Annotated in this window: 20 protein-coding genes; 14 read left to right on the top strand and 6 right to left on the bottom strand. The window is 71.3% G+C overall.

Annotated features, from left to right (window positions below):
- Positions 1-143 precede the first annotated feature (143 nt).
- From ettA to E9998_RS02345, 5 genes are all read left to right on the top strand, one after another.
- Complete coding sequence (ettA, locus tag E9998_RS02365) at positions 144-1,823, top strand: energy-dependent translational throttle protein EttA (protein ID WP_136528113.1); 1,680 nt, start codon at positions 144-146, stop codon at positions 1,821-1,823.
- 2 nt (positions 1,824-1,825) lie between these two features.
- Positions 1,826-2,227, top strand: coding sequence for an acyl-CoA thioesterase (locus E9998_RS02360; protein ID WP_240037467.1), 402 nt, complete (start codon positions 1,826-1,828; stop codon positions 2,225-2,227).
- Positions 2,215-2,787, top strand: coding sequence for a DUF8185 domain-containing protein (locus tag E9998_RS02355; RefSeq protein WP_136528112.1), 573 nt, complete (start codon positions 2,215-2,217; stop codon positions 2,785-2,787). The genes E9998_RS02360 and E9998_RS02355 overlap by 13 nt, the downstream gene beginning before the upstream one ends.
- Positions 2,788-3,129: 342 nt before the next feature.
- On the top strand, positions 3,130-3,921 hold the full coding sequence (locus E9998_RS02350; RefSeq protein WP_136528111.1) for a type III secretion system chaperone family protein: 792 nt from the start codon (positions 3,130-3,132) through the stop codon (positions 3,919-3,921).
- A 135-nt stretch (positions 3,922-4,056) separates the two neighbouring features.
- Positions 4,057-4,821 (top strand): hypothetical protein, encoded by a 765-nt coding sequence (locus E9998_RS02345; RefSeq protein WP_136528110.1) that lies wholly within the window; start codon positions 4,057-4,059, stop codon positions 4,819-4,821.
- 215 nt (positions 4,822-5,036) lie between these two features.
- Here E9998_RS02345 and E9998_RS02340 read toward each other — a convergent pair whose 3' ends face one another.
- Both E9998_RS02340 and E9998_RS02335 read right to left on the bottom strand, forming a co-directional pair.
- On the bottom strand, positions 5,037-5,465 hold the full coding sequence (locus E9998_RS02340) for a globin (protein WP_136528109.1): 429 nt from the start codon (positions 5,463-5,465) through the stop codon (positions 5,037-5,039).
- Positions 5,466-5,541: 76 nt separating this feature from the next.
- A complete protein-coding gene (locus E9998_RS02335) occupies positions 5,542-6,564 on the bottom strand; it encodes a mechanosensitive ion channel family protein (protein ID WP_136528108.1) in 1,023 nt (340 codons plus the stop codon).
- Positions 6,565-6,866: 302 nt separating this feature from the next.
- Between E9998_RS02335 and E9998_RS02330 the strand changes: the two genes are divergently transcribed.
- From E9998_RS02330 to E9998_RS02320, 3 genes are all read left to right on the top strand, one after another.
- Positions 6,867-7,388, top strand: coding sequence for an HNH endonuclease (locus E9998_RS02330; protein ID WP_136528437.1), 522 nt, complete (start codon positions 6,867-6,869; stop codon positions 7,386-7,388).
- A gap of 254 nt (positions 7,389-7,642) precedes the next feature.
- Complete coding sequence (ctaJ, locus tag E9998_RS02325) at positions 7,643-7,897, top strand: aa3-type cytochrome oxidase subunit CtaJ (RefSeq protein WP_136528107.1); 255 nt, start codon at positions 7,643-7,645, stop codon at positions 7,895-7,897.
- Entirely contained in the window at positions 7,884-8,318 is a 435-nt protein-coding gene (locus tag E9998_RS02320) for a DUF5130 family protein (RefSeq protein WP_136528106.1), read from the top strand. The genes ctaJ and E9998_RS02320 overlap by 14 nt, the downstream gene beginning before the upstream one ends.
- Positions 8,319-8,379: 61 nt before the next feature.
- On the opposite strand, the gene E9998_RS02315 is transcribed toward E9998_RS02320, so the two are convergent.
- Positions 8,380-9,300, bottom strand: coding sequence for a hypothetical protein (locus tag E9998_RS02315; RefSeq protein WP_136528105.1), 921 nt, complete (start codon positions 9,298-9,300; stop codon positions 8,380-8,382).
- A 135-nt stretch (positions 9,301-9,435) separates the two neighbouring features.
- Complete coding sequence (gene pepN / locus E9998_RS02310; RefSeq protein WP_136528104.1) at positions 9,436-11,976, bottom strand: aminopeptidase N; 2,541 nt, start codon at positions 11,974-11,976, stop codon at positions 9,436-9,438.
- A 121-nt stretch (positions 11,977-12,097) separates the two neighbouring features.
- Between pepN and E9998_RS02305 the strand changes: the two genes are divergently transcribed.
- The 6 genes from E9998_RS02305 to pyrE all read left to right on the top strand — a co-directional run bounded on the left by E9998_RS02305 (position 12,098) and on the right by pyrE (position 17,786).
- Positions 12,098-13,303 (top strand): DUF1015 family protein, encoded by a 1,206-nt coding sequence (locus E9998_RS02305; protein ID WP_136528103.1) that lies wholly within the window; start codon positions 12,098-12,100, stop codon positions 13,301-13,303.
- Between the two features lie 9 nt (positions 13,304-13,312).
- Entirely contained in the window at positions 13,313-13,783 is a 471-nt protein-coding gene (locus E9998_RS02300; RefSeq protein ID WP_136528102.1) for a ribose-5-phosphate isomerase, read from the top strand.
- Between the two features lie 120 nt (positions 13,784-13,903).
- The gene (locus E9998_RS02295; protein WP_136528101.1) at positions 13,904-14,356 is read left to right on the top strand and encodes a hypothetical protein; all 453 of its coding nucleotides are present in this window, start codon (positions 13,904-13,906) and stop codon (positions 14,354-14,356) included.
- Between the two features lie 113 nt (positions 14,357-14,469).
- Complete coding sequence (locus E9998_RS02290) at positions 14,470-16,122, top strand: serine/threonine protein kinase (RefSeq protein ID WP_136528100.1); 1,653 nt, start codon at positions 14,470-14,472, stop codon at positions 16,120-16,122.
- 216 nt (positions 16,123-16,338) lie between these two features.
- Positions 16,339-17,217, top strand: a complete 879-nt coding sequence (locus E9998_RS02285; protein WP_136528099.1) for a phytanoyl-CoA dioxygenase family protein — start codon at positions 16,339-16,341, stop codon at positions 17,215-17,217.
- A gap of 26 nt (positions 17,218-17,243) precedes the next feature.
- On the top strand, positions 17,244-17,786 hold the full coding sequence (gene pyrE, locus E9998_RS02280; protein WP_136528098.1) for an orotate phosphoribosyltransferase: 543 nt from the start codon (positions 17,244-17,246) through the stop codon (positions 17,784-17,786).
- A 53-nt stretch (positions 17,787-17,839) separates the two neighbouring features.
- On the opposite strand, the gene E9998_RS02275 is transcribed toward pyrE, so the two are convergent.
- Positions 17,840-19,639: a Stk1 family PASTA domain-containing Ser/Thr kinase gene (locus tag E9998_RS02275; RefSeq protein ID WP_136528097.1), complete on the bottom strand. Its 1,800-nt coding sequence runs from the start codon at positions 19,637-19,639 to the stop codon at positions 17,840-17,842.
- A 79-nt stretch (positions 19,640-19,718) separates the two neighbouring features.
- Positions 19,719-21,295 (bottom strand): HelD family protein (locus E9998_RS02270; RefSeq protein WP_136528096.1); only part of this gene is annotated, 1,577 nt, incomplete at its 5' end.

Here is a 21,295-nt window from a genome sequence, read left to right as displayed (position 1 = left end):
GCGCCGAAGCGTGCGGGCGGTCATGCCGGGGTCGCCTGCGGTGACGCACCCGCGCCCGCGACGGCCCGCACGGCGCCCGCCCGAGGGGCTTGACATCATGGGTACCGGTCAGTTCCGTACTCGTCGCAAAGCGAAGGATCAGCGTGGCGCAGTTCATCTTCTCCCTGGAAAAGGCGCGCAAGGCGCACGGTGACAAGGTCATCCTCGATGACGTCAACCTGTGGTTCAACCCGGGGGCGAAGATCGGCGTGGTCGGCCCCAACGGCGCCGGCAAGTCGAGCCTGCTCAAGATCATGGCGGGCCTCGACCAGGTCTCCAACGGCGAGGCGAAGCTCGCCGCGGGCGCCACGGTCGGCCTGCTCGCGCAGGAGCCGCCGCTGACCGAGGGCAAGACCGTCATGGAGAACGTCCAGGGGGCCGTCGCGCCGATCCAGGCGAAGCTCGACCGGTTCAACGAGGTCGCCATGGAGATGGCCACCGACTACACCGACGAACTCATGAACGAGATGGGCCGCCTCCAGGAGGAGCTCGACGCCGCCAACGCCTGGGAGCTCGACTCCCGGCTGGAGCAGGCGATGGACGCCCTCCGCTGCCCGCCCGGCGACGAGGTCGTCGACCACCTCTCCGGCGGCGAGCGCCGCCGCGTGGCGCTGTGCAAGCTCCTGCTCGAAGAGCCCGACCTGCTGCTCCTCGACGAGCCCACCAACCACCTCGACGCCGAGTCGGTCCTGTGGCTGGAGCGCCACCTCGCCTCCTACCCCGGCGCCGTCATCGCCATCACCCACGACCGGTACTTCCTCGACAACGTCGCGGAGTGGATCCTCGAACTCGATCGCGGCCGCACCTACCCCTACGAGGGCAACTACTCCACCTACCTGGAGAAGAAGGCCGAGCGCATGAAGGTGGAGGGCCGCAAGGACTCCAAGCTCCAGAAGCGCCTCAAGGACGAGCTGGAGTGGGTCCGCTCCAACGCCAAGGCCCGCCAGACCAAGTCCAAGGCCCGCCTGGGCCGGTACGAGGAGATGGCCGCCGAGGCCGACAAGACCCGCAAGCTCGACTTCGAGGAGATCCAGATCCCGCCGGGGCCGCGCCTGGGCTCCTCGGTGATCGAGGTCAAGGACCTGTACAAGGGCTTCGACGGCAACACGCTCATCAACGGCCTCAGCTTCGACCTGCCGCGCAACGGGATCGTGGGCATCATCGGCCCCAACGGCGTCGGCAAGACCACGCTGTTCAAGACCATCGTCGGCCTGGAGAAGCCCGACTCGGGCGAGGTCAAGATCGGCGGCACCGTCCAGCTGTCCTACGTGGACCAGAACCGGCAGGGCCTCGACGGCGACAAGTCGGTGTGGCAGGTCGTCTCCGACGGCCTCGACTACCTCATGGTCGGCAAGGTCGAGATGCCCTCGCGCGCCTACATCGCCGCGTTCGGCTTCAAGGGCCCCGACCAGCAGAAGCCCACCAAGGTCCTCTCCGGCGGCGAGCGCAACCGCCTCAACCTCGCGCTCACCCTCAAGGAGGGCGGCAACGTGCTCCTCCTCGACGAGCCCACCAACGACCTCGACGTCGAGACGCTCTCGAGCCTGGAGAACGCGCTCCTGGAGTTCCCCGGCTGCGCCGTGGTCATCTCCCACGACCGGGCCTTCCTCGACAAGGTCGCCACCCACATCCTCGCGTGGGAGGGCGACCCGGCCACCGGCGACCCCGCCTGGTTCTGGTTCGAGGGCAACTTCGAGTCCTACGAGAAGAACAAGGTCGAACGGCTCGGCGCCGAGGCCGCCAAGCCGCACCGCGTCACCCACCGGAAGCTCACCCGGGACTAGCCGTGGCACGCTTCGCCGTCGACGTGGCCCTGCGCTGGTCGGACATGGACGCCTTCGGGCACGTGAACAACAACCAGTTCATGGTCCTGCTCGAAGAGGCCCGCGTCTCGATGATGTTCACGACCGCCGCGGAGGCCGGGCTCACCGGCTTCCGCGACGGCGTGGTCGTCGCCCGCCACGAGGTCGACTACCTGCTGCCGGTGGTCGTGCCCGCCGCGATCCGCGTCGAGCTGTGGATCGAGCGGATCGGGAACGCCTCCTTCACCTTCGCGTACGAGCTCAGCGCGGACGACAAGCTCGCACTGCGCGCCAAATCGGTCATGGTGCCCTTCGACACCGAGACGCAGCGGCCCCGGCGCATCACCGCCGAGGAGCGCGAGTTCCTCCAGCAGTGGACCGACTGACCGTGGCCGCGACCGCCACCGGCGACGCGGCGGCCTTCGCCGCCCGCGTCGCCCGCCTCGACCCCGACGCGCTCGTCCTCGTCCGCGAGGGGCGGCTCTGGGCCGCCCTGCCCATCGGCGTGCTCGCCGTCCGCGACGCCGCGGGGGCCCCGCCCGAGGGCGTCCACCGCGCCGGCGACCTCGCCGCCGGGACGCCCTCCGACATGCCGGCCGCCGCCTGGCGCGGCCGCCTCCCGCAGGGCCGGTGGACCGCCGTCGAGACCGTGCCCGCCGCCACGATCGCCGACCTCGACCGCAAGGCCGCCGCGGCCCTGCGCGAGCGGCGCGGCCAGGGCGTCGGCGACCGTCGCCTGCGCGACGCGATGCTCGACCACGTCGCCCTGCGCGTCGAGCACGGCGGCGAGGAGAGCGCCGTCGAGTTCCGGCTCGTGGCCGCCTTGTGCCGCATGGGTTTCCTCGGCGAGGACCCCGTCCGCGTCCTGCGGGCCGGCCGCCGGGTCGGCCTCGCCGCGACCTTCGGATCGGTCTGGGACCGCGACCGCGGCCTGCCGCTGCTGTGACCGCACCCCGCGGGAGGCCGCGGGGGACTACGCTTCTGACAAGAATCCGACGTCCGGGGGATGGGACGGCACTTGCCGGACCGATACATATGAAACCGGTGACAGTACCCCGCGCATGCCTGCGAACAAACGCGCGACGGTTCATACTTTTGGACAGGATTGGCTGACGGTTGTGCCATGTCGGCGTCGAGCCCTAGTCTGCTCACTGCAACGCGACGTAACTTGGCACTGCCCGGCGAAGCACAACCAATCGCAACCAATGGCTCAGCCAAGCAGGAATGCCAAATTATTACCCAAGCATTGCCAGTGATTCGCATTTTGGGTGGGAAGGCGGACAACACCATGGCATGGTGGCGCAGCAGAAAGCGCGACGCGAACGACGAGGCGGTCGCAGAGGCGATCGCGGAGACCGACAGCGAGATCGGCGGATCGGCCGAGCGCGCCCAGGCGCGCGGCAGCCAACCCAGCGCGGTCCCGAACCCGCGGGCCGAGCGGCAGGCCGCCGCCGGCCTCGACGGCGGCACCGGCGAGCACGAGGTGGAGATCGAACTCGCCTCCCGAGAGCTGCGCCACGAGCTGACCGCGGAACAGCTCCTCCTCGGCCCCGAGGAAGAGCAGATCTCCGAGGTCGAGCGCTGGCACCTCATCAAGCAGGACCTCGCCGAGATCGACCCCGAGTTCCTCACCGACCTCGAGCAGATCGCCGCCGACGCGCGCGACGAGGCCGCTCCCCTGGAGGCCGACCGCATCGTCGCGGCCCTCAAGAACCTCGACATCCGCTACCTCGTGGACGAGAACGGCGGCATCGTCGCCCTGTGGGAGCGCCACATCGTCCAGGTCCGCGCCGAAGGCCCCGACGCCGACATCCTGGTGCTGCGCGCCCGCGCCTACCAGACCGTCCCCCGCGAATGGGCCGAGCGCGGCTACGCGGCCATGAACGAATGGAACCGCACCCGCCGCTTCCTCAAGGCCTACCTCGGCGAGCCGACCGAATCGGGCGCGCTCCCGGTCTTCGGCGAGATCCAGGTCCCCGTCCGCCCCGGCGTCACCACCGCCCTGCTCGAAGAGCTCATCGACTGCGGCACTGCGATATCGGGAACGTTCGTCGAATGGCTCGAAGGCGAGCTGCTCTGACCCCCGGCGCATTACCGTCCTATTTGTCGGCCCCGGACTCCTGTGGAGTCCGGGGCCGCCTTTACGCACGGCCTTCACCGCCGTGAATGTGTAGGATCATCATGCAAGAACAATTCCAAATTGAACAGGAGCCCCATGACCCCCGAACCCCATGGCGACCACCCCCAGGACTCGACCCCCGAGCAGGCCCCGCTCCCCGCCGCCCCGGAAACCGGCGACACCGCACCGGCACCGGTCGAACCCCAAGCGCCCCAGCCGATCGAGCCCCCCGCCGCCCCCTCCGCCCATGACGAGCCGCCCGCGCCCGCCCCCGCGCAGCAGCCCGCCGCACCCGAAGCGCCGCTCCAGTACCCGGCCCCGCAGGCCCCCGCGGCGCCCGCCCCGGCCCTGATCCCGCAGGCCTCGGCACCGTCCCCGGTTCCGGTCCCCGGCTACACGGTCACGCCGCCGCCGGTCGGACCGCCCACCGGCCCGCTCCAGACCATGCCCCTCATGCCGCCGCCCCGCAGGCCCCGCAACAAGCCCGCCATCGCCCTCGGCGTCGTCGCGATCGTGCTCGCCGTCGCGGCCGCCGCCCTCGGCATCCTGCTCTCCGAGAAGTCGAAGGACTACGACGACCAGGCCGACGCGCTCGCCGCCGTCGAGACCGAGCGCGACGACCTCGACGCCAAGCGCGCCGAGCTCGAGGACGAGCTGGTCGAGGTCCAATTGGAACGTGACAACCTCCAAGAGGAGTCCGACGCCCGCCAGGCCTGCTCCGAGGCCTTCGACGTCTGGCTCGACCACGAGTACGAGGGCAACCTCGACTCCGTCGAGGACCTCCTCAGCGACGAGTACCAGGACTGGGCCTCCGAGGACGAGGACCTCTACATGGAGGTCCAGCGCCAGTGCCTCGCCTGACCCGGGCCTGACACCGGCCTGCACCCACCGACCCGCGCCGTGCCCGACGGCGAGGGCCGCAAGAGCAGGAAGCGGCCGGGGCCGGGACGCTCAGCGTCCCGGCCCCGGCCGTCGTTTCTAATGTCGGTTCACGCGTGCCGTGGACCGCGTCCACGGCTCATGCGTTCCGCATGCTGCACTCTTGGTTCACGCGTTCCGCATACTGCGTTTCTTGTTCATGCGTTCCGCATGAAGTCCGCGGCGCGCTCCATGTACTCCCACATGGCCTTGTCGTACTCGGGCGCCAAGGCGACCTCGTCCATCGCGTGGCGCATGCACCGCAGCCAGGCGTCGCGCTCGCGCTCGCCGATCGTGAACGGGGCGTGGCGCATCCGCAGGCGCGGGTGGCCCCGCTCCTCCGAATACGTGTGCGGTCCGCCCCAGTACTGCTCCAGGAACATCTTGAACCGCCGCGCCGCGGGGGCGAGGTCCTCTTCGGGGTACATCGGCCGCATGATCGGGTCGTCGGCCACCTGCGCGTAGAACGCGGTCACGAGGCGGTCGAAGGTCTCCTCGCCGCCCACGGCCTCGTAGAAGGACTGCGTGGGAGCGGGCTGTCCCGTCGGAGTCAGGGGGACAACGGCCCGCGGGCTGTCACTAGGCATCTCCCAATCGTGCCAACCGCGGACCCCGCTGTGAAGCCGAACCGGCACGCGTCACACCGATTGGGCCGAACATCACCTAAGCGGTCGTGCCCGCCGCGCCCGCGGCGCCGCCCGCCGCCGAACGGGGCACGTAGATCCGCCCGCCCCCGGACGGGTCGATGACGCCCGCCTCGCGCAGCGCCTCGGTCACCCGGCGGCGCAGCTCGCGGCCCGCCGCCCACTGCTGGTCGGAGGTCGTGCGCACGCCCAGGCGCACCTTGATCTCGTCGATCGTCATCTCCACCGGCCCGAGGTACTCCGGCTCCTTGAGGATGTGCTCGTGCCACTCCTCGTCCTCGACGAAGCCCTTCGCGACCTCGGCGATGATCTCCCCGGCCCGGTCGATGTCCGCCGTCGGCGGCAGCGGCGTGTCCACCACGACGTACGCCCAGCTCTGGCTGGAGTTGCCCACGCGCAGGATCTGCCCGTTGCGCACGTACCACAGCGTCCCGTCCAGGGACCGGAGCGTGGTGACCCGCAGGCCCATGTCGACCACCGTGCCCGAGGCGTCGCCCACGTCGACGCTGTCGCCCACCCCGTACTGGTCCTCGATGAGGATGAAGATCCCCGCCAGGTAGTCCTGCACCAGGTTCTGCGCGCCGAAGCCGATCGCGATGCCCGCGATGCCCGCGCTGGCGAGGATCGGTGCGAGGTTCACGTTGAAGGCGCTGAGCACCAGCATGAAGCCGACGGTGAGGATGACGATCCCGCTGACGTGCTGGAGCACGCCTGTGAGCGTCTCGGCGCGTTTCTCGCTGCGGTCGCCCAGCAGCTCGTCGCGGCGGGCGTTGCCCGAACCGAGCTTGTCGGCGAGGTCCGCGATGGACTGCGGCCCCTTGATGGAGGTGACCTGCCTGATGATCCGGGCGATCGCGCGGTTGACCAGCCAGCGGAGCACGAGCGCCGCGATGATGATGAGCGCGACCTGGCCGATCTTGTCGAGGACCTGGCCGGCGTCGACGGCGAATTCCCGGCTGTCGGTGACGTTCCACAGCAGCGTGCAGGCGTTGAAGCCCGGCTCGCAGGGGGAGGCCTCCTCGGTGGCGGCAAGCAGTTCCACGTTCGTCCTTCACAGGGTCGGCGGCCCGGGCCGCGCCGTTCCAGGGTCCGCGCGCTCCGCCTGGAGCGCCCGGCGGGATCCGTCGGTCCGGTGTCGCTCCGGGTTCGCACAGACGATATTCGCTCGTCATCGAAGATCCCACAGAACCAGGGTGCAATTTTCTGAGATTTAGGTCAAACTTGACAGGACCGTTGGCTTGGAGGTACACCACCGTGATAGGTCCTCGACATAGGAGCACGCTCGACAGCGATGACCCTGCCCCAGGGGGGCAACCGCAACTGTTCACGCCGCACGCGAGCACGCTGGGTTCGGCCCTCGTCCTGAACCAGAGCTACGAGCCGCTGTGCGTGATACCGGTGAAACGGGCCGCAGTGCTGCTGCTCACTCGCAAAGCCGAAACCGTCACTCCTGGTGACGGTTTTCTGCGCTCCGAATCCATGCACATCCCCGTCCCCTCGGTGGTCCGCCTCAACCGCTACGTGCCCATCCCCAGGCAGGTCGGTGCGAGTCCCTCCCGGCGCGGGGTGTTCACCCGCGACGACTGGCGCTGCGTCTACTGCAACGCCGCCGCCGAGACCATCGACCACGTGGTGCCCCGCTCGCGCGGCGGGACGCACACCTGGGACAACGTCGTGGCGGCGTGCGCCCCCTGCAACCACCGCAAGAGCGACAAGACCCTCGCCGAACTCGGCTGGCGCCTGCCCCGGGCCCCCAGGCCCCCGTCGGGCTGGCAGCTGCGCGGCTTCCGCGGGCAGCGACGCCCCGACCCCGCCTGGGAGGCCTGGCTTCCCCGTCACGGCAGGGAGCGCGCCCGCCTCTCCTGAACGCCCACGGACACCGGGGCCCGCCGACCGAGCGTCAACGCCGGTCGACGGGCCCCGTCCGCGTCCCCGGTCCCCTTTCGGCCGCGCCCCGATGCGGTGCACGGGATCGGCCGACCGTGCGCCGGGTCGCACCTTCTCACCACCTGCGGGCAGTCGAGGGGCGTATTTGGATTAGTCTGAGGGCCGGTCACGGCGCCCGTCTGCAAACCGCATTCGGGCAGCGTCGCCCTGTCTCTGCAACTGGGGGAGCAACAATGGCATTCCAGGACTGGCTGATTCTCTTCGGCGCCCCGATCCTGGTCGTGGTCGCGGTCTTCACCGTGATCTTCCTGCGGCACCCGAGGCCGCAGTCCCGCTACCGCGCGGGCGAGCCCTACAACTTCAAGCCGGTCTGGTTCGTGGCGCGCAACGGCGCGGTCGCCGAGGCCTCCGGTCAGTCGCACGCCGCGATCGAATCCGGCGAGGCGGTCGCCAGTGGACCCAAGGGAGGCTCGCATGGCAAGTGGTAACGACGTCGCGATCGTCGAAGGTGTCGACCGCAGCCCCGAGGAGGTCAAGCCGGCCGTCCTCGAAGGCCCCTTCGACGTCAAGGAGCTGCTGCACATCGACGAGGCCCTCTCCGTGGCCGAGCGCGACGGCGGCGGCCTGCACTACAGCGTCTTCGTCGGCCCGCTGCACGACCCGGTGCGGGGCGCGGCCGAATCGCTCCACGAGCGGCTCGCCGACCCCGACCGCTCCGTCCTCATCGCCGTCTCGCCCGAGCAGCGGCAGCTGGAGATCGTGACCGGCTCGGCCGCGCAGGAGAAGATCCCGGACCGCTCCGCGGCCCTCGTGGTCTTCTCGATGGAGGCCGCCTTCGGCGCCGGCCAGCTCGCCGGGGGCATCATCACCGGCCTGCGGATGCTCGCCGAGACCGCGCAATCGCGATAGCGCTACGAAACGCCGAACGGCGGCCGGGAGACCTCGTCTCCCGGCCGCCGTTCCGTCTCGCTCAGTTCTCGCTCGGGTAGTTGTGCTCGATGAGCGCGTCGGCGTCGGTGAGCTCCAGCTTCCCGATGAACTCCACCCACGACAGCGAGTCGGCCACGGTCTCGCGGATCGACAGGATCGTCGTCCCGGGGATGCGCATGGTCAGCGTCGCGGGGGTGCCGATCTGCTTCTGCGCCAGGACCGCCTCGGTCGGCTGGCCGTTGAGGCCGCGGGCGAGCTCGAACACCGCCGACTCGTTCTCCTCGGCCTTGGGCACCCACTCCATGTCGCGCTTGAGCATGAGGGCCGCGCCGATCTGCTTGCCGTCGGCCTCGCCGCTGTAGGTCAGCACGATCCGGTTGGCGTCGCCGCGTGCGCCCGCGAGGCGCCACGCCTCGTCGGCCACGTCCACGAGCTGGCCCTGGAAGCGCCGCACCGAGGTGCGCACCTGCTTGGCCTGGCGCCGCACGGCGAGCGGCTTGGCGATGATCCGGAAGACCACGACGAGGACCGCGAGGACGAGCAGGCCGATCCCGGCCGCGGCGACCTCGTGGAGGCCCGCCTGGACGCTCCAGATGATCGACATCGGCACGAGCACGCCCGCGGACAGGCCCAGGAGCGGCTTGAGCCAGAACGGGCCCGACCCGCCGGGCAGACGCAGCGGGGCCATCAGGCCGATCACGGCCGACACGACCAGGGCGATGCCGACGAGCTCGGAGGCGGGCACGTCGTACCGTTCGAGCCACTCCACCGCCCACCAGGACAGGAACACCGAGCCGATCGCGACGGTGGGGATGAGCAGGATGACGGCGAACAGCAGCTGCTGGGGCTGCGGCCGGCTGCGCGAGGCGAGCACGGGCCCCAGCAGCAGCAGCGGCAGGACGATCCCGAACAACGCGACCAGGGTGGCGCTGAGGACGACCACCGGCAAAAGCGCGGACAAGACGGCTCTCTCCATTCACGGGCCGGGCGGCCACCGGAACACGGACAAGGGCGAGCCTATCAACGCTGTGAAAAGGACTCGGGGCTCCGGGACCGCCTGCGCGGCGGTCCCGGAGCCCCTGAGGTTCGAGCGGTCCTACGCCGACGCGTCGAGCGCGCGGCCCGCGAGGGCCCGCGCGATGTCGGCGCGGCCCTCGGCCACGCCGCGCTTGACCGGCGCGGGCCGGTCCTCGGCGAGCCACGCGTCGAGTACTTCGAGCGTCTCGGGCTCGATGAGGTTCGACGGGAACGCGAGCTTGGAGAACTCGACGGCCTGCTGGGCGCCCAACTTCTCCCACAGCTCCGGCACCGCGTCCAGGTACGGGCGCAGGTACGGGCGGACCAGATCGGCCTGGTCGAGCGGCGCGAAGCCGAGCATGGAGGACCGGCGGACCCAGTTCTCCGAGTTCGGGTCCACGATCCGCTCCCAGGCGCGCTCCTTCGCCTCGGCCGTGGGCACCACGGCGCGGGCGATGATCGCCAGGCGCTTGCCGTCGGCGGTCGAGTCGCGGTCGAGTTCGGCGTCGATCGCGTCCTCGCCCAGGGCGCCGGAGGCGACCAGGCCCGTCAGCAGCGACCAGCGCAGGTCGGCGTCGACGGTGAGGCCCGCGGGGACCTCGCGGTCCTCCAGCCAGCCGCCGATGCGCGCCAGGTCGGCCGCCGAACGCGACGCGGACGCGTAGGCCTTCGCCCACGTGCGCTGCGGGTCCGAGCCCGGCGCCGCCGCCTCCATCGCCGACTTCGCCGCCTGCGCCCACTGCTCGCGCAGCGCCGCACGCTTCGCGGGGTCGGCGTAGGCGAGCGCCCCGGCGACCTGCCGCTGCGCGACGGTGACGATGTTGATGTCGGTCTCGGTGGTCAGGCTGGAGCAGCCCAGCTCCACGAACTGCGTCGCCGCCAGTTCGGCGTCGCGGAGCATGTCCCACGCGGCCGCCCAGATGAGCGCCCGCGCCAGGGAGTCCTCCAGCGCCGAGGTGTGCGCGACCGCCGTCGCGAGGCTCCGCTCGTCGAGGCGCAGCTTCGCGTATGTCAGGTCGTCGTCGTTGAGCAGCAGCAGGTCCGGCTGGCGGACCCCCGTGAGCGCCGGGATCGCCGTCGCGGCGCCCGCGACGTCCACTTCGATCCGGTCGCGGCGCACCAGGGCGCCGCCCTCCAGGTCGTACAGGCCGATCGCGATGCGGTGGGTCCGGTGGGTCGGGTGGTCCGCCGGGACCTCCTGGAGGACCGTGACCGCCGTGTAGTTCCCGTCCGCGTCCACGGTCACCTCGGGCCGCAGCGTCGAGACGCCTGCGGTGCGCAGCCAGGTGTCGGCGAAGTCCTTGAGCGCCTTGCCGGACGCGGCCTCCAGCTCGCCGAGCAGGTCCTGGAAGACCGCGTTGCCGAACTGGTGCTTCTCGAAGTACGCGCGCAGCCCCGCCAGGAACGGGTCGATGCCGACGTACGCAACCAGCTGCTTGAGGATCGAGGCGCCCTTGGAGTAGGTGATGCCGTCGAAGTTGGCCTGGATCTCCTCGGTGTCGGCCGCGTCGGTGTACACCGGGTGCGTGGTCGGCTGCTGGTCGGCGCCGTAGCCCCAGTTCTTGCGGGCCGACAGGAACGTCGTCCACGCCCCGTCGAAGCGGGTGGCCTCCACGTTCGCCCAGTGGCTCGCCCACTCCGCGAACGACTCGTTCAGCCACAGGTCGTCCCACCAGCGCATCGTCACGAGGTCGCCGAACCACATGTGGGCCATCTCGTGCAGGATCACGTTCGCGCGCTGCTCCAGCTCGAAGTCGGTGACCTGGCCGCGGAACAGGAACGAGGCCTCGGCGATCGTGATGCAGCCGAAGTTCTCCATCGCGCCGAAGTTGTACTCGGGCGCGAAGATCTGGTCGTACTTCGGCAGCGGGTAGCGCACGCCGAACTGCGAGTGGAAGTGGTCGAAGCCCTGGCGGGTGACCTCGAACACCCCTTCGGGGTCGAGGTGCTCCTGCATCGACTTGCGGCAGTACAGGCCCAGGTCGATCCCGTCGTGGGTCTCGTGCACCCCGACGTACGGGCCCGCGCAGATCGCGGTGATGTACGGGCTCATCCGCACCGAGGTCTCGAACAGCGTGACCTTCAGCTGGACCGCCTCGACCACCGTCTCCGAGGCCGCGGGCATGTTCGAGATCACGGTCCAGTGCTCAGGAGTGCGCACCTGGAACGTGAAGGTCGCCTTGAGGTCCGGCTGGTCGAAGCAGGCGAAGACGCGCTGCGCGTCGGCGACCTCGAACTGCGAGTAGAGGTAGGTCTCCTTGTCGACCGGGTCGGTCATGCGGTGCAGGCCCTGGCCGTCGCTGGAGTACTGGCACACGGCGTTGACGACCAGCTCGTTCTCCGCGGCCAGGTTCACCAGCCGCAGCCCCGCCTTCGGGTCGAAGGCCGTCAGGTCGACCGGTTCGCCGTTGAGGTAGGCGTCCTCGATCCGCTCCGCGGCGATCTCGATGAAGGTCTCGGCACCCGGTTCGGTGCACGCGAAGACGACGGCCGTGCGGGAGCCGAAGGTGTCGCCCCGCTCGTGTCCGGTCAGGTCGAGCTCCACGGTGTAGGAGTCGACGGACAGCAGCTCGGCCCTTCGCCGCGCCTCGTCCCGGGTCAGAATGTGCGTTGCCGCCACAGTGCCTCCTGTCGTTCAGAGGTCCAGCCTCAAGGGTTCGGATATGAAAGAAGTGTGTCATATCTCGGGAGTTCACTCGGTGGCCACGTCGATGCCGGAGGGGGTCGATTACGCTCGTCGCGTGACTGCTGCACACCCGATCGACCAGGCCTGGCTTTCCACTGGGAGCACCGGCGCGAAGAACTACGACGAGTTCCCCGACGAAACCGAGATCACCCGGATCATCGAGGCGAACCCCGCGAGCATGCTGGGCGTCGAGATGCCCGCGCACACCCCCGAGGCGGTGGCCGCCGACCTGACCTTCGAACAGGCCCTCCCCGCCGCCGCCGAGCGCCTCGCGGCCCTCAAGGAGGCCGGCCGGTTCGCCGCGTTCGGCGACGTCGCCGTGGCCTACCGCATCTCCGGCGGCGAGGAGCCCGTCGCCTACGGCGTCTTCTGCCTCGTCGACACCGCCGAGATCTCCTCCTCCGCAGAGGAGCCCGGCAAGGTCATCCGCAACGAGGACGTCTTCATCGAGAAGGTCAAGCAGCGCAACGAGCTCAACCAGCGCCTGCGCCACCTCCTCAGCCCCGTCCTGCTGCTCCAGTCCACCCGCGGCGAGGAGCTCCACGAGGCCATCGCCGCCGCTATCGCCGACGCCGGCGAGCCCGTGGCCGTCGACGTCGACGAGGCCGGGCGCTCCCACGAGATCTGGGCCATCGGCGGCGCGGCCGGTGAGGCCCTCACCGCGCTGGCAGGCGACGGCGACCTCATCGTCGCCGACGGCAACCACCGCTCGCTCGCGGCGCAGGTCGGCGAGCTGGACCGCTTCCTCGCGGTCGTCACCACCCCCGCCTCGGTCGTCATCCGCCCCTACCACCGCCTCGTCAAGGGCCTGCCCGGCTCCGCGTCGCAGCTGGTGGAGCAGATCGCCCAGATCGGCGCGACGGTGACCGAGATCGAGGGCCCGCCCGAGACCCCCGCGACCGGCGGCACCGTCGTCGTCTACGGCCGCGGCCGCACCTGGGAGATCGCCTTCGCCGAGGTCGAGGGCTCGGTGGTCGACCGGCTCGACCATGCGCGCGTCGAGAACGAGGTGTTCACCGCGCTCCTGGGCTGGGACGCGGGGGACAAGCGCATCACCTACGTCGGCGGCGACTACCCGGCCTCCTGGCTCGCCGCGCAGGTCGACGCGGGCAAGGCCGACCTCGCGGTCCTCATCGCCCCGGTCACCGTCCCCGACTTCATCGACGTGAACCTCCAGCGGCTGAAGATGCCGCGCAAGTCGACCTGGTTCGTGCCCAAGGCGCGCGCCGGTCTCGCCATCGTCGAGCTGCCGAAAGCCTGAGGTCCCATCGTGCGCATCTACCTCGCCTCCGACCACGCCGGTCTCGAGCTCAAGGACCACCTGGTCGAGCACCTGTCCGGCCGCGGGCACGAGATCGTCGACGTGGGCCCGCACGCCTACGACGCCGAGGACGACTACCCGCCGTTCTGCCTGAACGCGGCCGCACAGGTCGTGGCCGACCCCGGCAGCCTCGGCATCGTCGTCGGCGGCTCCGGCAACGGCGAGCAGATCGCCGCGAACAAGGTCCCCGGCTGCCGCGCCGCGCTCGCCTGGAGCGTGGAGACCGCCAAGCTCGGGCGCCAGCACAACGACGCGAACGTGGTCGCGATCGGCGGGCGGATGCACACGCTCGACGAGGCCGCCGCCTTCGCCGACGCGTTCGTCGCCGAGCCCTTCTCCGGGGCCGAGCGCCACCAGCGCCGCATCGACATGCTGACCGAGTGGGAGTCCACCCACGAGCTTCCCGAACTGCCCCAGTAGCAACGGAAGTGAACGTTCGAGGCCCGGGCCGCGGCCCGGGCCTTCGCCGTTCCCCGAACACCGGGAGAATTCGGAACCGGACGTATGGAGTTATTGGACACGCGTTGGTAGCGTCGACACATGAATAAAGGTCTTCGCGTCCTGTTGCACCTCTTCCAGGTGATCTTCCTGCTCCTTGCGGTACTGCTCCTGGTCGAGTCGGTCACGGTCGAGCGGGCCGACGTCACGTTCCTGTTCGGCAGCGACGTGCCCCGCGAGCAGTGGGCGCTCATCGCCGGCGTCCTCGCCATCGCCTTCTCGCCGGCCCTGTGGTCGCTCGGGCGCGGCGGCGCCGCCCCCGCGGCCGCCCAGCCCGCGGGCGGCTTCGAGCGGGTCGCGCCCCCCGCCGTCCCGCAGCAGCAGCCCGCGCAGCCCGGCGGGGTCTTCGAACCCATGAGCGCCGACCGGATGCCCGCACCGCCCGCCAGCTCCTACGGCCAGCCCTCCCAGCCCTCCGCGGGCGGCTACGGCGGCCCGCCCCCCGGCTCCCCCTCGCCCGCCCAGACCGACAGTCCCTGGGGCTCGGGCCGCTGACCGCGCTCGGTTGCCCGCTGAGACGATGCGTACAGCACCGGCTCCGGGGGTCCTTGAGGGTTGAATTCAGGCGTTAGGCTGTGGGCTCAGCCTGAATCGCGAAGGACCACCTCATGTCGAACGCCACCGTTGACCTCGTCTGCGGCCCGGCAGATCCGCTCCCGGGCTCGGAGCAGAGCTACCGGCTGACCGGTCTGCTCGGATCGGGCGGCCAGGCCGACGTGTACCAGGCCGTCCGCGTGTCGGCGGGCATCTCCTCCGCGCCCCTGACGGTCAAGGTGTTCCGCTTCAACCCCAACGACACCCGCGAGCACCAGTACGGCTCCTGGGACAAGGGCGACGCGGTCCTCATGGACCTCCACAGCCGCGGCGTCGGATCGATCTGCCGCCGCATCGACGCGTTCTACGGCCGCGTCCCGCACCGGCCCGGCAGCGCCCCCCACGGCGACCCCGTGCCCTTCCAGGTGCTCGAATACCTGCCCGGCCACGACCTGCGCCAGCTCCTCCAGCGCCGCCTCGGCCGCGTCGACGCCGCCCGCACCCTCCGCTCGGTCGCCGAGGTCATGTCGGCGATGCACCGCCCGCCCACCGGCGCGCACCCGGTGCTGCACATGGACCTCAAGCCCGCCAACGTGATCATCGGCCCGGACGGCTCGGCGAAGGTCATCGACTTCACCGGCGCCCGCTACCACACCCCCGCGCACCTGACCACGATCGCCTACACGCGCGAGACCGCCGGCCCCGAGGCCCACCAGGGCACCGTCGGCCCGGCCTACGACGTGCACGGCTTCGGCTCGATCGCGTTCTACCTCGTCACCGGCGCGAGCGCCCGCACCGACTCGCCCGGCCACGAGCAGAGCGTGCCGTGGGCCCGCCTGCGCCGCCACCCCGTCCTGGAGACCAACGACCGCCTCCGCGAGCTGCTGACCGCGCCGCTGGACGACGACCCGGCCAACCGCCCGCGCACCGACGAGCTGCCCCGCTGGATCGACGAGCTCGCCACCGTCGTGTCGCACTCCAAGCTCCCCGACCTCGGCGTCGACTGGGCCCCCTCGGGCCTGTCGCCCGCCGACGCCCCGACCCGCCGCCTCGACCGCCCCGGCGTGCCGCCGACCGTCGTCACCCCGGCCGCCGCCGTCCCCGGCCCGACCGGCACCCGCGTCATGAAGCCCGGCGGCGTCCCCCTGACCGGCCCGGCCTCGAACGCCGTGCGCGACAAGCCGATCAGCGGCCGCGTCCACGTCCCCGAGCAGGACCCGCGCCAGGAGGGCGCGTACTCCCCGGGCCGCTCGGCCGGCTCCGCCGACCCCTCGCCCGCCAACCGCGGCGCGCTGCCGCGCCTGCGCCTCGCCGGCGACCCCGAGGAGGCCCACCACGACCACGCCAAGGAGGACCGCGCCCCGCTGCTCGGCCCGCCCGGCTCGCTCGCCAAGGGCTTCGAGTTCTCCGTGATCGGCGGCCTGTTCTCCCTCATCATGTGGCTCCTGTGGGCCGTCGAGCAGGGCATGGAGACGCTGCGCGGCCAGGTGTTCAGCTACCTGTTCGTCATCGCCGTCGCCATCGGCCTGTTCTTCCTCATCCGCCTCGCCGGCGGGATGCTCTGGGGCCGCTGGCTCGGCGCGAAGCGCAAGACCGCGCGCCTGGCCCACCTCGGCACCGGGATCTTCCTGTTCATGGTCGGGCTCAGCTACCTCGAACAGCTCGAATGGAGCTGGCTCGACCTCGACTTCTCCTGGTTCGACTGGATCACGGGCCTCTTCGGGTAGCGCCGCGCCGCCCCTGCTCAAGCGGTCCCGGGGGACTTCTCAACGGACTTCGAGGGGATCGCCAGCGGGCGCGAAGCGTCGCGAACTACGCTTTCACGTAATGCGCGCCGCGGCGCACTTGCCTGATCTTTCCAAGGCCCGCGGTGCAACCGACAAGGGCGGGCGCGGCGTCTAGTGGACGACAACGATCCCCCTGGATACAGGAAAGGCATTGAGATGACCGCATTGACATCGGTCGGTGCCGCAGCTCTCACCCCTGAGCAGCGAGAAGCCTTCGATCGCGACGGTTTCCTGATGATCCGCGGCGCGCTCGACGCCGACGAGATACAGCGCTGCTCGGACGCTCTGGACCGCGTGTACGAGATCGAGCGGGAGGCCGGCAGGCTCAGCCCCGAGGGGGCCATGCACCGCCTCGACGCGGTGACCTCCTGCCCGGAGCTGGCGTTCCTCCTGAACCACCCCCGGACCTTCCACTACGTGTGGTCGATCATGGGCTGGAACTTCCACGTGTACCACTCCCACGTGGACAAGCACCCGCCGATCGAGGGCAAGCGCCCCTTCAGGTTCGAGTGGCACCAGGACGGCGGGCGCCAGAACCGCGAGACCGAGACCGAGCCGCGCCCGCGCCTGTCGGTCAAGCTCGCGTACTTCTTCACCGACCTCTCCGAGGAGGGCCGCGGCAACACCAAGATCATCCCCGGCTCCCACAAGTGGAACCGGATCGACGGCCCGCCGCGCCGGGACATGGAGTGGCCCGACCCCGAAGGCGCCATCGAGGTCACCGGCAACGCCGGCGACGTCATGTTCTTCGACCGCCGCATCTGGCACGCCCGCAGCGACAACTACTCGGACCTGACCCGCAAGGTCGCGTTCTTCGGGTTCACGCCGCGCTGGATCCGCGCCCGCGACATCGTCGAGCACCTGCCGGAGCAGTCCTGGTGGAACGACCTCGACCCGGTCCAGCAGCAGATGCTCGGCGGGCACGCGGCCACCGGCGACCACGGCTGGGGCCACTGGCCGAAGGAGACGCCGCTCTACAACTGGCTGGCCGAGCGTGACCTCCTCGACCCGGACTACCCGCCGCTGCGCCCGTAACGGGCCCGCGATGGCAGGCTGAGCCCATGAGCACCTCGAACGCCGCCGACCTCGCGCGCGACATCTTCAACCGCTCGCACCTGACCGGGGAGTTCACGCTCCGCTCGGGTGTGGTCGCGAACGAGTACTTCGACAAGTACCTGTTCGAGTCCGACCCGGTCCTGCTGCGGCGCATCGCCGAGGCGCTCGCACCGCTGGTGCCCGCGCACGGCGTGGACGCACTGGCGGGCCTGGAGCTGGGCGGCATCCCGATCGTCACCGCGCTCTCGCAGGTGACGGGCCTGCCGGCCCTGTTCGTCCGCAAGGAGGCCAAGGCGTACGGCACGTGCCGCCTGGCCGAGGGCGGCGACGTCGAGGGCAGGCGGCTGTTCATCGTGGAGGACGTGATCACCTCCGGCGGCGCGGTCCTGGACGCGGTCGCGGCCCTGCGCGAGCGGGGCGGGACCGTCGAGCAGGGCCTGTGCGTGATCGACCGCGAGTCGGGCGGGCTGGAGAACCTCGCCGGGATCGGCGTCGCGATCCGGCCGCTGTTCACGATGACGGAGCTGAAGGCCGCCGGGGCGAAGTAGCACCGAAGGCGACATCGAGGGGCCGGACGGACGTCCGGCCCCTCAGTCGTGTCCTACCTGGCCCACAGCCAGATCTCGGCGCCCTTCTCGGCGCGTTCGCCGCCGTTCACCGACTGGTCGAACACGGTGCCGGTGAACCAGATCTGCGCGGTCTTCACCTCGAACCCGAGCGCTTCGAGCTCCTCGGTCGCCTCCTTGATGTCGAGGCCGACGACGTCGGGCACGAGGACGAGCTCGGGCCCGGAGCTGACGACGAGGTTCACCGGGTCGTCGGGGCCGACGGGCGTGTCGGGGACGGGGTCCTGCTCGATGACCAGGCCCTCGTCGATGGTGTCGCTGGTGCGCTCGGTGACCTCGCCGACCTCCAGCCCGGCCTCGTCGAGGGCCGCGACGGCGTCCTCCTCGGTCATGCCGACGGTGTCGGGGACGCGCAGCGGCGGGTGCCCGTCCGAGACGGTCAGCGTCACGGCGGTGCCGGCCTTGACCTCCTCGTTCACGGGCGGGTCGGTGGCCATGACCTCCCCGGCCTTGTACTCGGTGCTGTAGTCGCGGACCACGTCGACCTCGTCGGTGAACGGGGCGAGCGCGGTGCGGGCCTCCTCCTCGGTCATGCCGAGCACGTCGGGCACCCGGTAGCGCTCGGGGCCCAGCGAGACGACGACGGTGATGGTGGCGCCCTTGCGGATGCGTTCGCCGACGCCGGGGTCCTGCGAGACGACCTCGCCGACGGGCACGCTCTCGCTGTAGGCGTCCACCAGGTCGACCTCGAAGCCCGCGTCTTCGGCGTAGGCGCCGACCGAGTCGCGGGTCTGGTCGAGCAGTGACGGCGCCGCGGTGTAGCGGCCGACGCCGATCCACCACCCGGCGGCGGCGACGGCTACGAGCACGGCGGCGATGAGCCCGAGCGTGACCAGGGCCTTCCACGACCGCTTCGTCCGCTCGTGCTCGACGACCATCGTGGTCTGGACGGCGCGGGTGGGGCGCGGCACCTGCCCGGTGGTGCCGGGCGCGGGCCGGACGTCGATCGCCTGGAGGCGCCGCAGGAACGCCCCGGCGTCGACCGGCCGCGAGCCGGGCCGCCGGGACGCGGCGGCCTGGACGAGCTCGGCGAGGCCCTCGGGCACGTCGGGCGCCTTGTCGCGCGGGGACGGGACGTCCTCCTCGACATGGCGGCGCGCGACCGCCCCGGCGTCGGGCCCGTCGAAGGGCACCTCGCCGGTGAGCAGCTCGTACAGCAGGATCGCGGTCGAGTAGACGTCGCTGGAGGCCTGCGCGGGCTCGCCGCTGACGAGCTCGGGCGCCACGTAGGCGGCCGTGGCGACGAGAGGGCCGCCGGTGTCGCGGTCGCCGTGCACGGCCTCGGCCAGCCCGAAGTCCACGACCTTGACGCGGTCGCCGCGCCCGCCGTTCTTGAGGAGGATGTTCTCGGGCTTGACGTCGCGGTGGACGAGCCCGGCGTCATGGGCGGCCTGGAGCCCGTCGAGGACCTGGGCGCACAGCTCCACGGCCTCCTCGATGCGCAGGCGGCGGCGCCGGTTGAGCAGGTCGCGCAGCGTCGTCCCCGGCACGTACTCCATGACCACGTACGGCAGTCCCTCGTGGACGCCCTGGTCGAACACGGCCACCACGTTCGGGTGCGAGAGCCGGGCGATGGTGCGGGCCTCATGCGCGAACGCCTTGAGGTCGAAGGCGTCGGTGCCGGCCGCGGTGATCATCTTCACAGCGACGGTCCGGTCCAGGCGCTCGTCGCGCGCCTCGTAGACGTCGGCCATGCCGCCCCGGGCGATCAGCCGCTCCAGGCGGTAGCGCCCGTCGACGCGCGCGCCGGTCAGGTCCCCTGTCGTCGTTGTCAACCCGCACCTCCTACACCTGGTGACAGTCTAGGAGCCGGGCGCGATCCCGGCTGGCCAGCTCGGCCGGGCGGGGCGCGGCTTACAGGATCTCGGCCCCGGGGAACACCGGCTTGTCCGGGGCGACCACGCCGAGTCGCTTGGTGGCCCTGGTGAGCGCGACGTACAGGTTCCGCAGCCCCGAAGCCGCGATCGCGTCGGGGTCGGCGACGATGACCGAGTCGAATTCGAGCCCCTTGGCCTGCTTGACCGTCAGGACCGAGGCGCCCTCGATCCCCGCCAGGCCCGCGGCCCGCTCGGCGGTGGTCACGACCGCGACCGAACCGCCCTCCACCAGCCGCGCCTCCTCGGCCATGAGCGCCTCGACGCGCGCGTCGAAGTCCTCGGCGGCGATCTCCAGCCACGGCCGGTGCCCCGAGGCCCGCACCGAGCGCGGCCGCTCCGACTCGACGCCGATCGCGTCGAGCACCCGCACGGCGACCTCCATGATCTCCGCCGGGGTCCGGTAGGACACGGTCAGTCGCTCGGCGCGCCACGCCAGGTCCACGTCTCCGAACACCGCCGACCAGCTCGCGGGCGCCTCGCCGACCTGCGCGGCCGGGCCCGCGGCCTGCGCGAGGTCCCCGGCGACGGTGAACGACCGCGTCACGCACCGGCGCAGCAGCGCCCGCCACTCCATCGGCGACAGCTCCTGCGCCTCGTCGACGATGACGTGCCCGAAGATCCACCGCCGGTCGACCGCGGCGCGCTCGGCGACCGACACGAACACCTCGTCCACCTGCCGCTCGCCGAGCCAGAACTCGTCGATGACGTCGGTGGCCTGGAGGATCTCCGACTCCTCGTCCTCGAAGTCGAACGAGGCCGAACCGGCCGCGATCGTCAGCACGTCCTGCGCGTAGGCGATCTGCTCGGCCGTCGGCCCCCCGGTGCCCGGCCGCGACTCGGTCTCGCCCAGGTGCTCGGCGGCCTCGTCAAGCAGCGCCACGTCGGCCTCGCTCCACCCGCCGGGCGCGCGCGCCAGCAGCGCCCGCTCGCCCTTGCGCAGCACCGCCGCCGCCGAGGCGAGCCGCTCGGGCGAGGCGAACAGCTCCTCCAACAGCTCCTGCGCCGTCAGCTCGGGCCACAGCGCCTCGATCTGGCCGCGGATCACCGGGTCGGTCGCGATCTCGACGGCGAGCTTCGCGCGGTCCTCCAGGCCCAGCAGGTTCTCCTCGCCGAGCGGGTCCTCGCCGATGATGTCCGCGTACTGCGTCGCGAGGTCGGCGATGACGCGCTTGTGGAAGGTCTCGCGGGCCTCGTTGTGCGGCAGGCCGGTCTCGCGGGCGGCGTCGCGCGCGGCGGTGATCTTCTCGGGCCGCAGCCACAGCTCGTGGCCCTCGTAGTCGACCGGGGCCGGGTCGCGGGGGACGACCTGGCGGTCGGCGACGGCGCTGGCGATGACCCCGGCCATGACGGCGCGGCCCTTGACGGCGGCGACGGCCTCGGTCTCGGGCCGGTCGGCGAGCACGCCGGGGAACAGCTGCGCGGGGGTGCGCAGGAGCACGTCGGTCTCGGCCAGGCCCGGCAGCACCTCGGAGATGTATCGCAGGAACTGCTTGCCGGGGCCGATGATGAGCACGCCGCGGCGCTGGAGGCGCTCGCGGTGCTCGTACAGCAGGT

This window comes from Glycomyces paridis, assembly GCF_004912155.1.
Taxonomy (GTDB): Bacteria; Actinomycetota; Actinomycetes; order Mycobacteriales; family Micromonosporaceae; genus Glycomyces; species Glycomyces paridis.
This window is presented reverse-complemented; position numbering and strand designations above follow the sequence as displayed.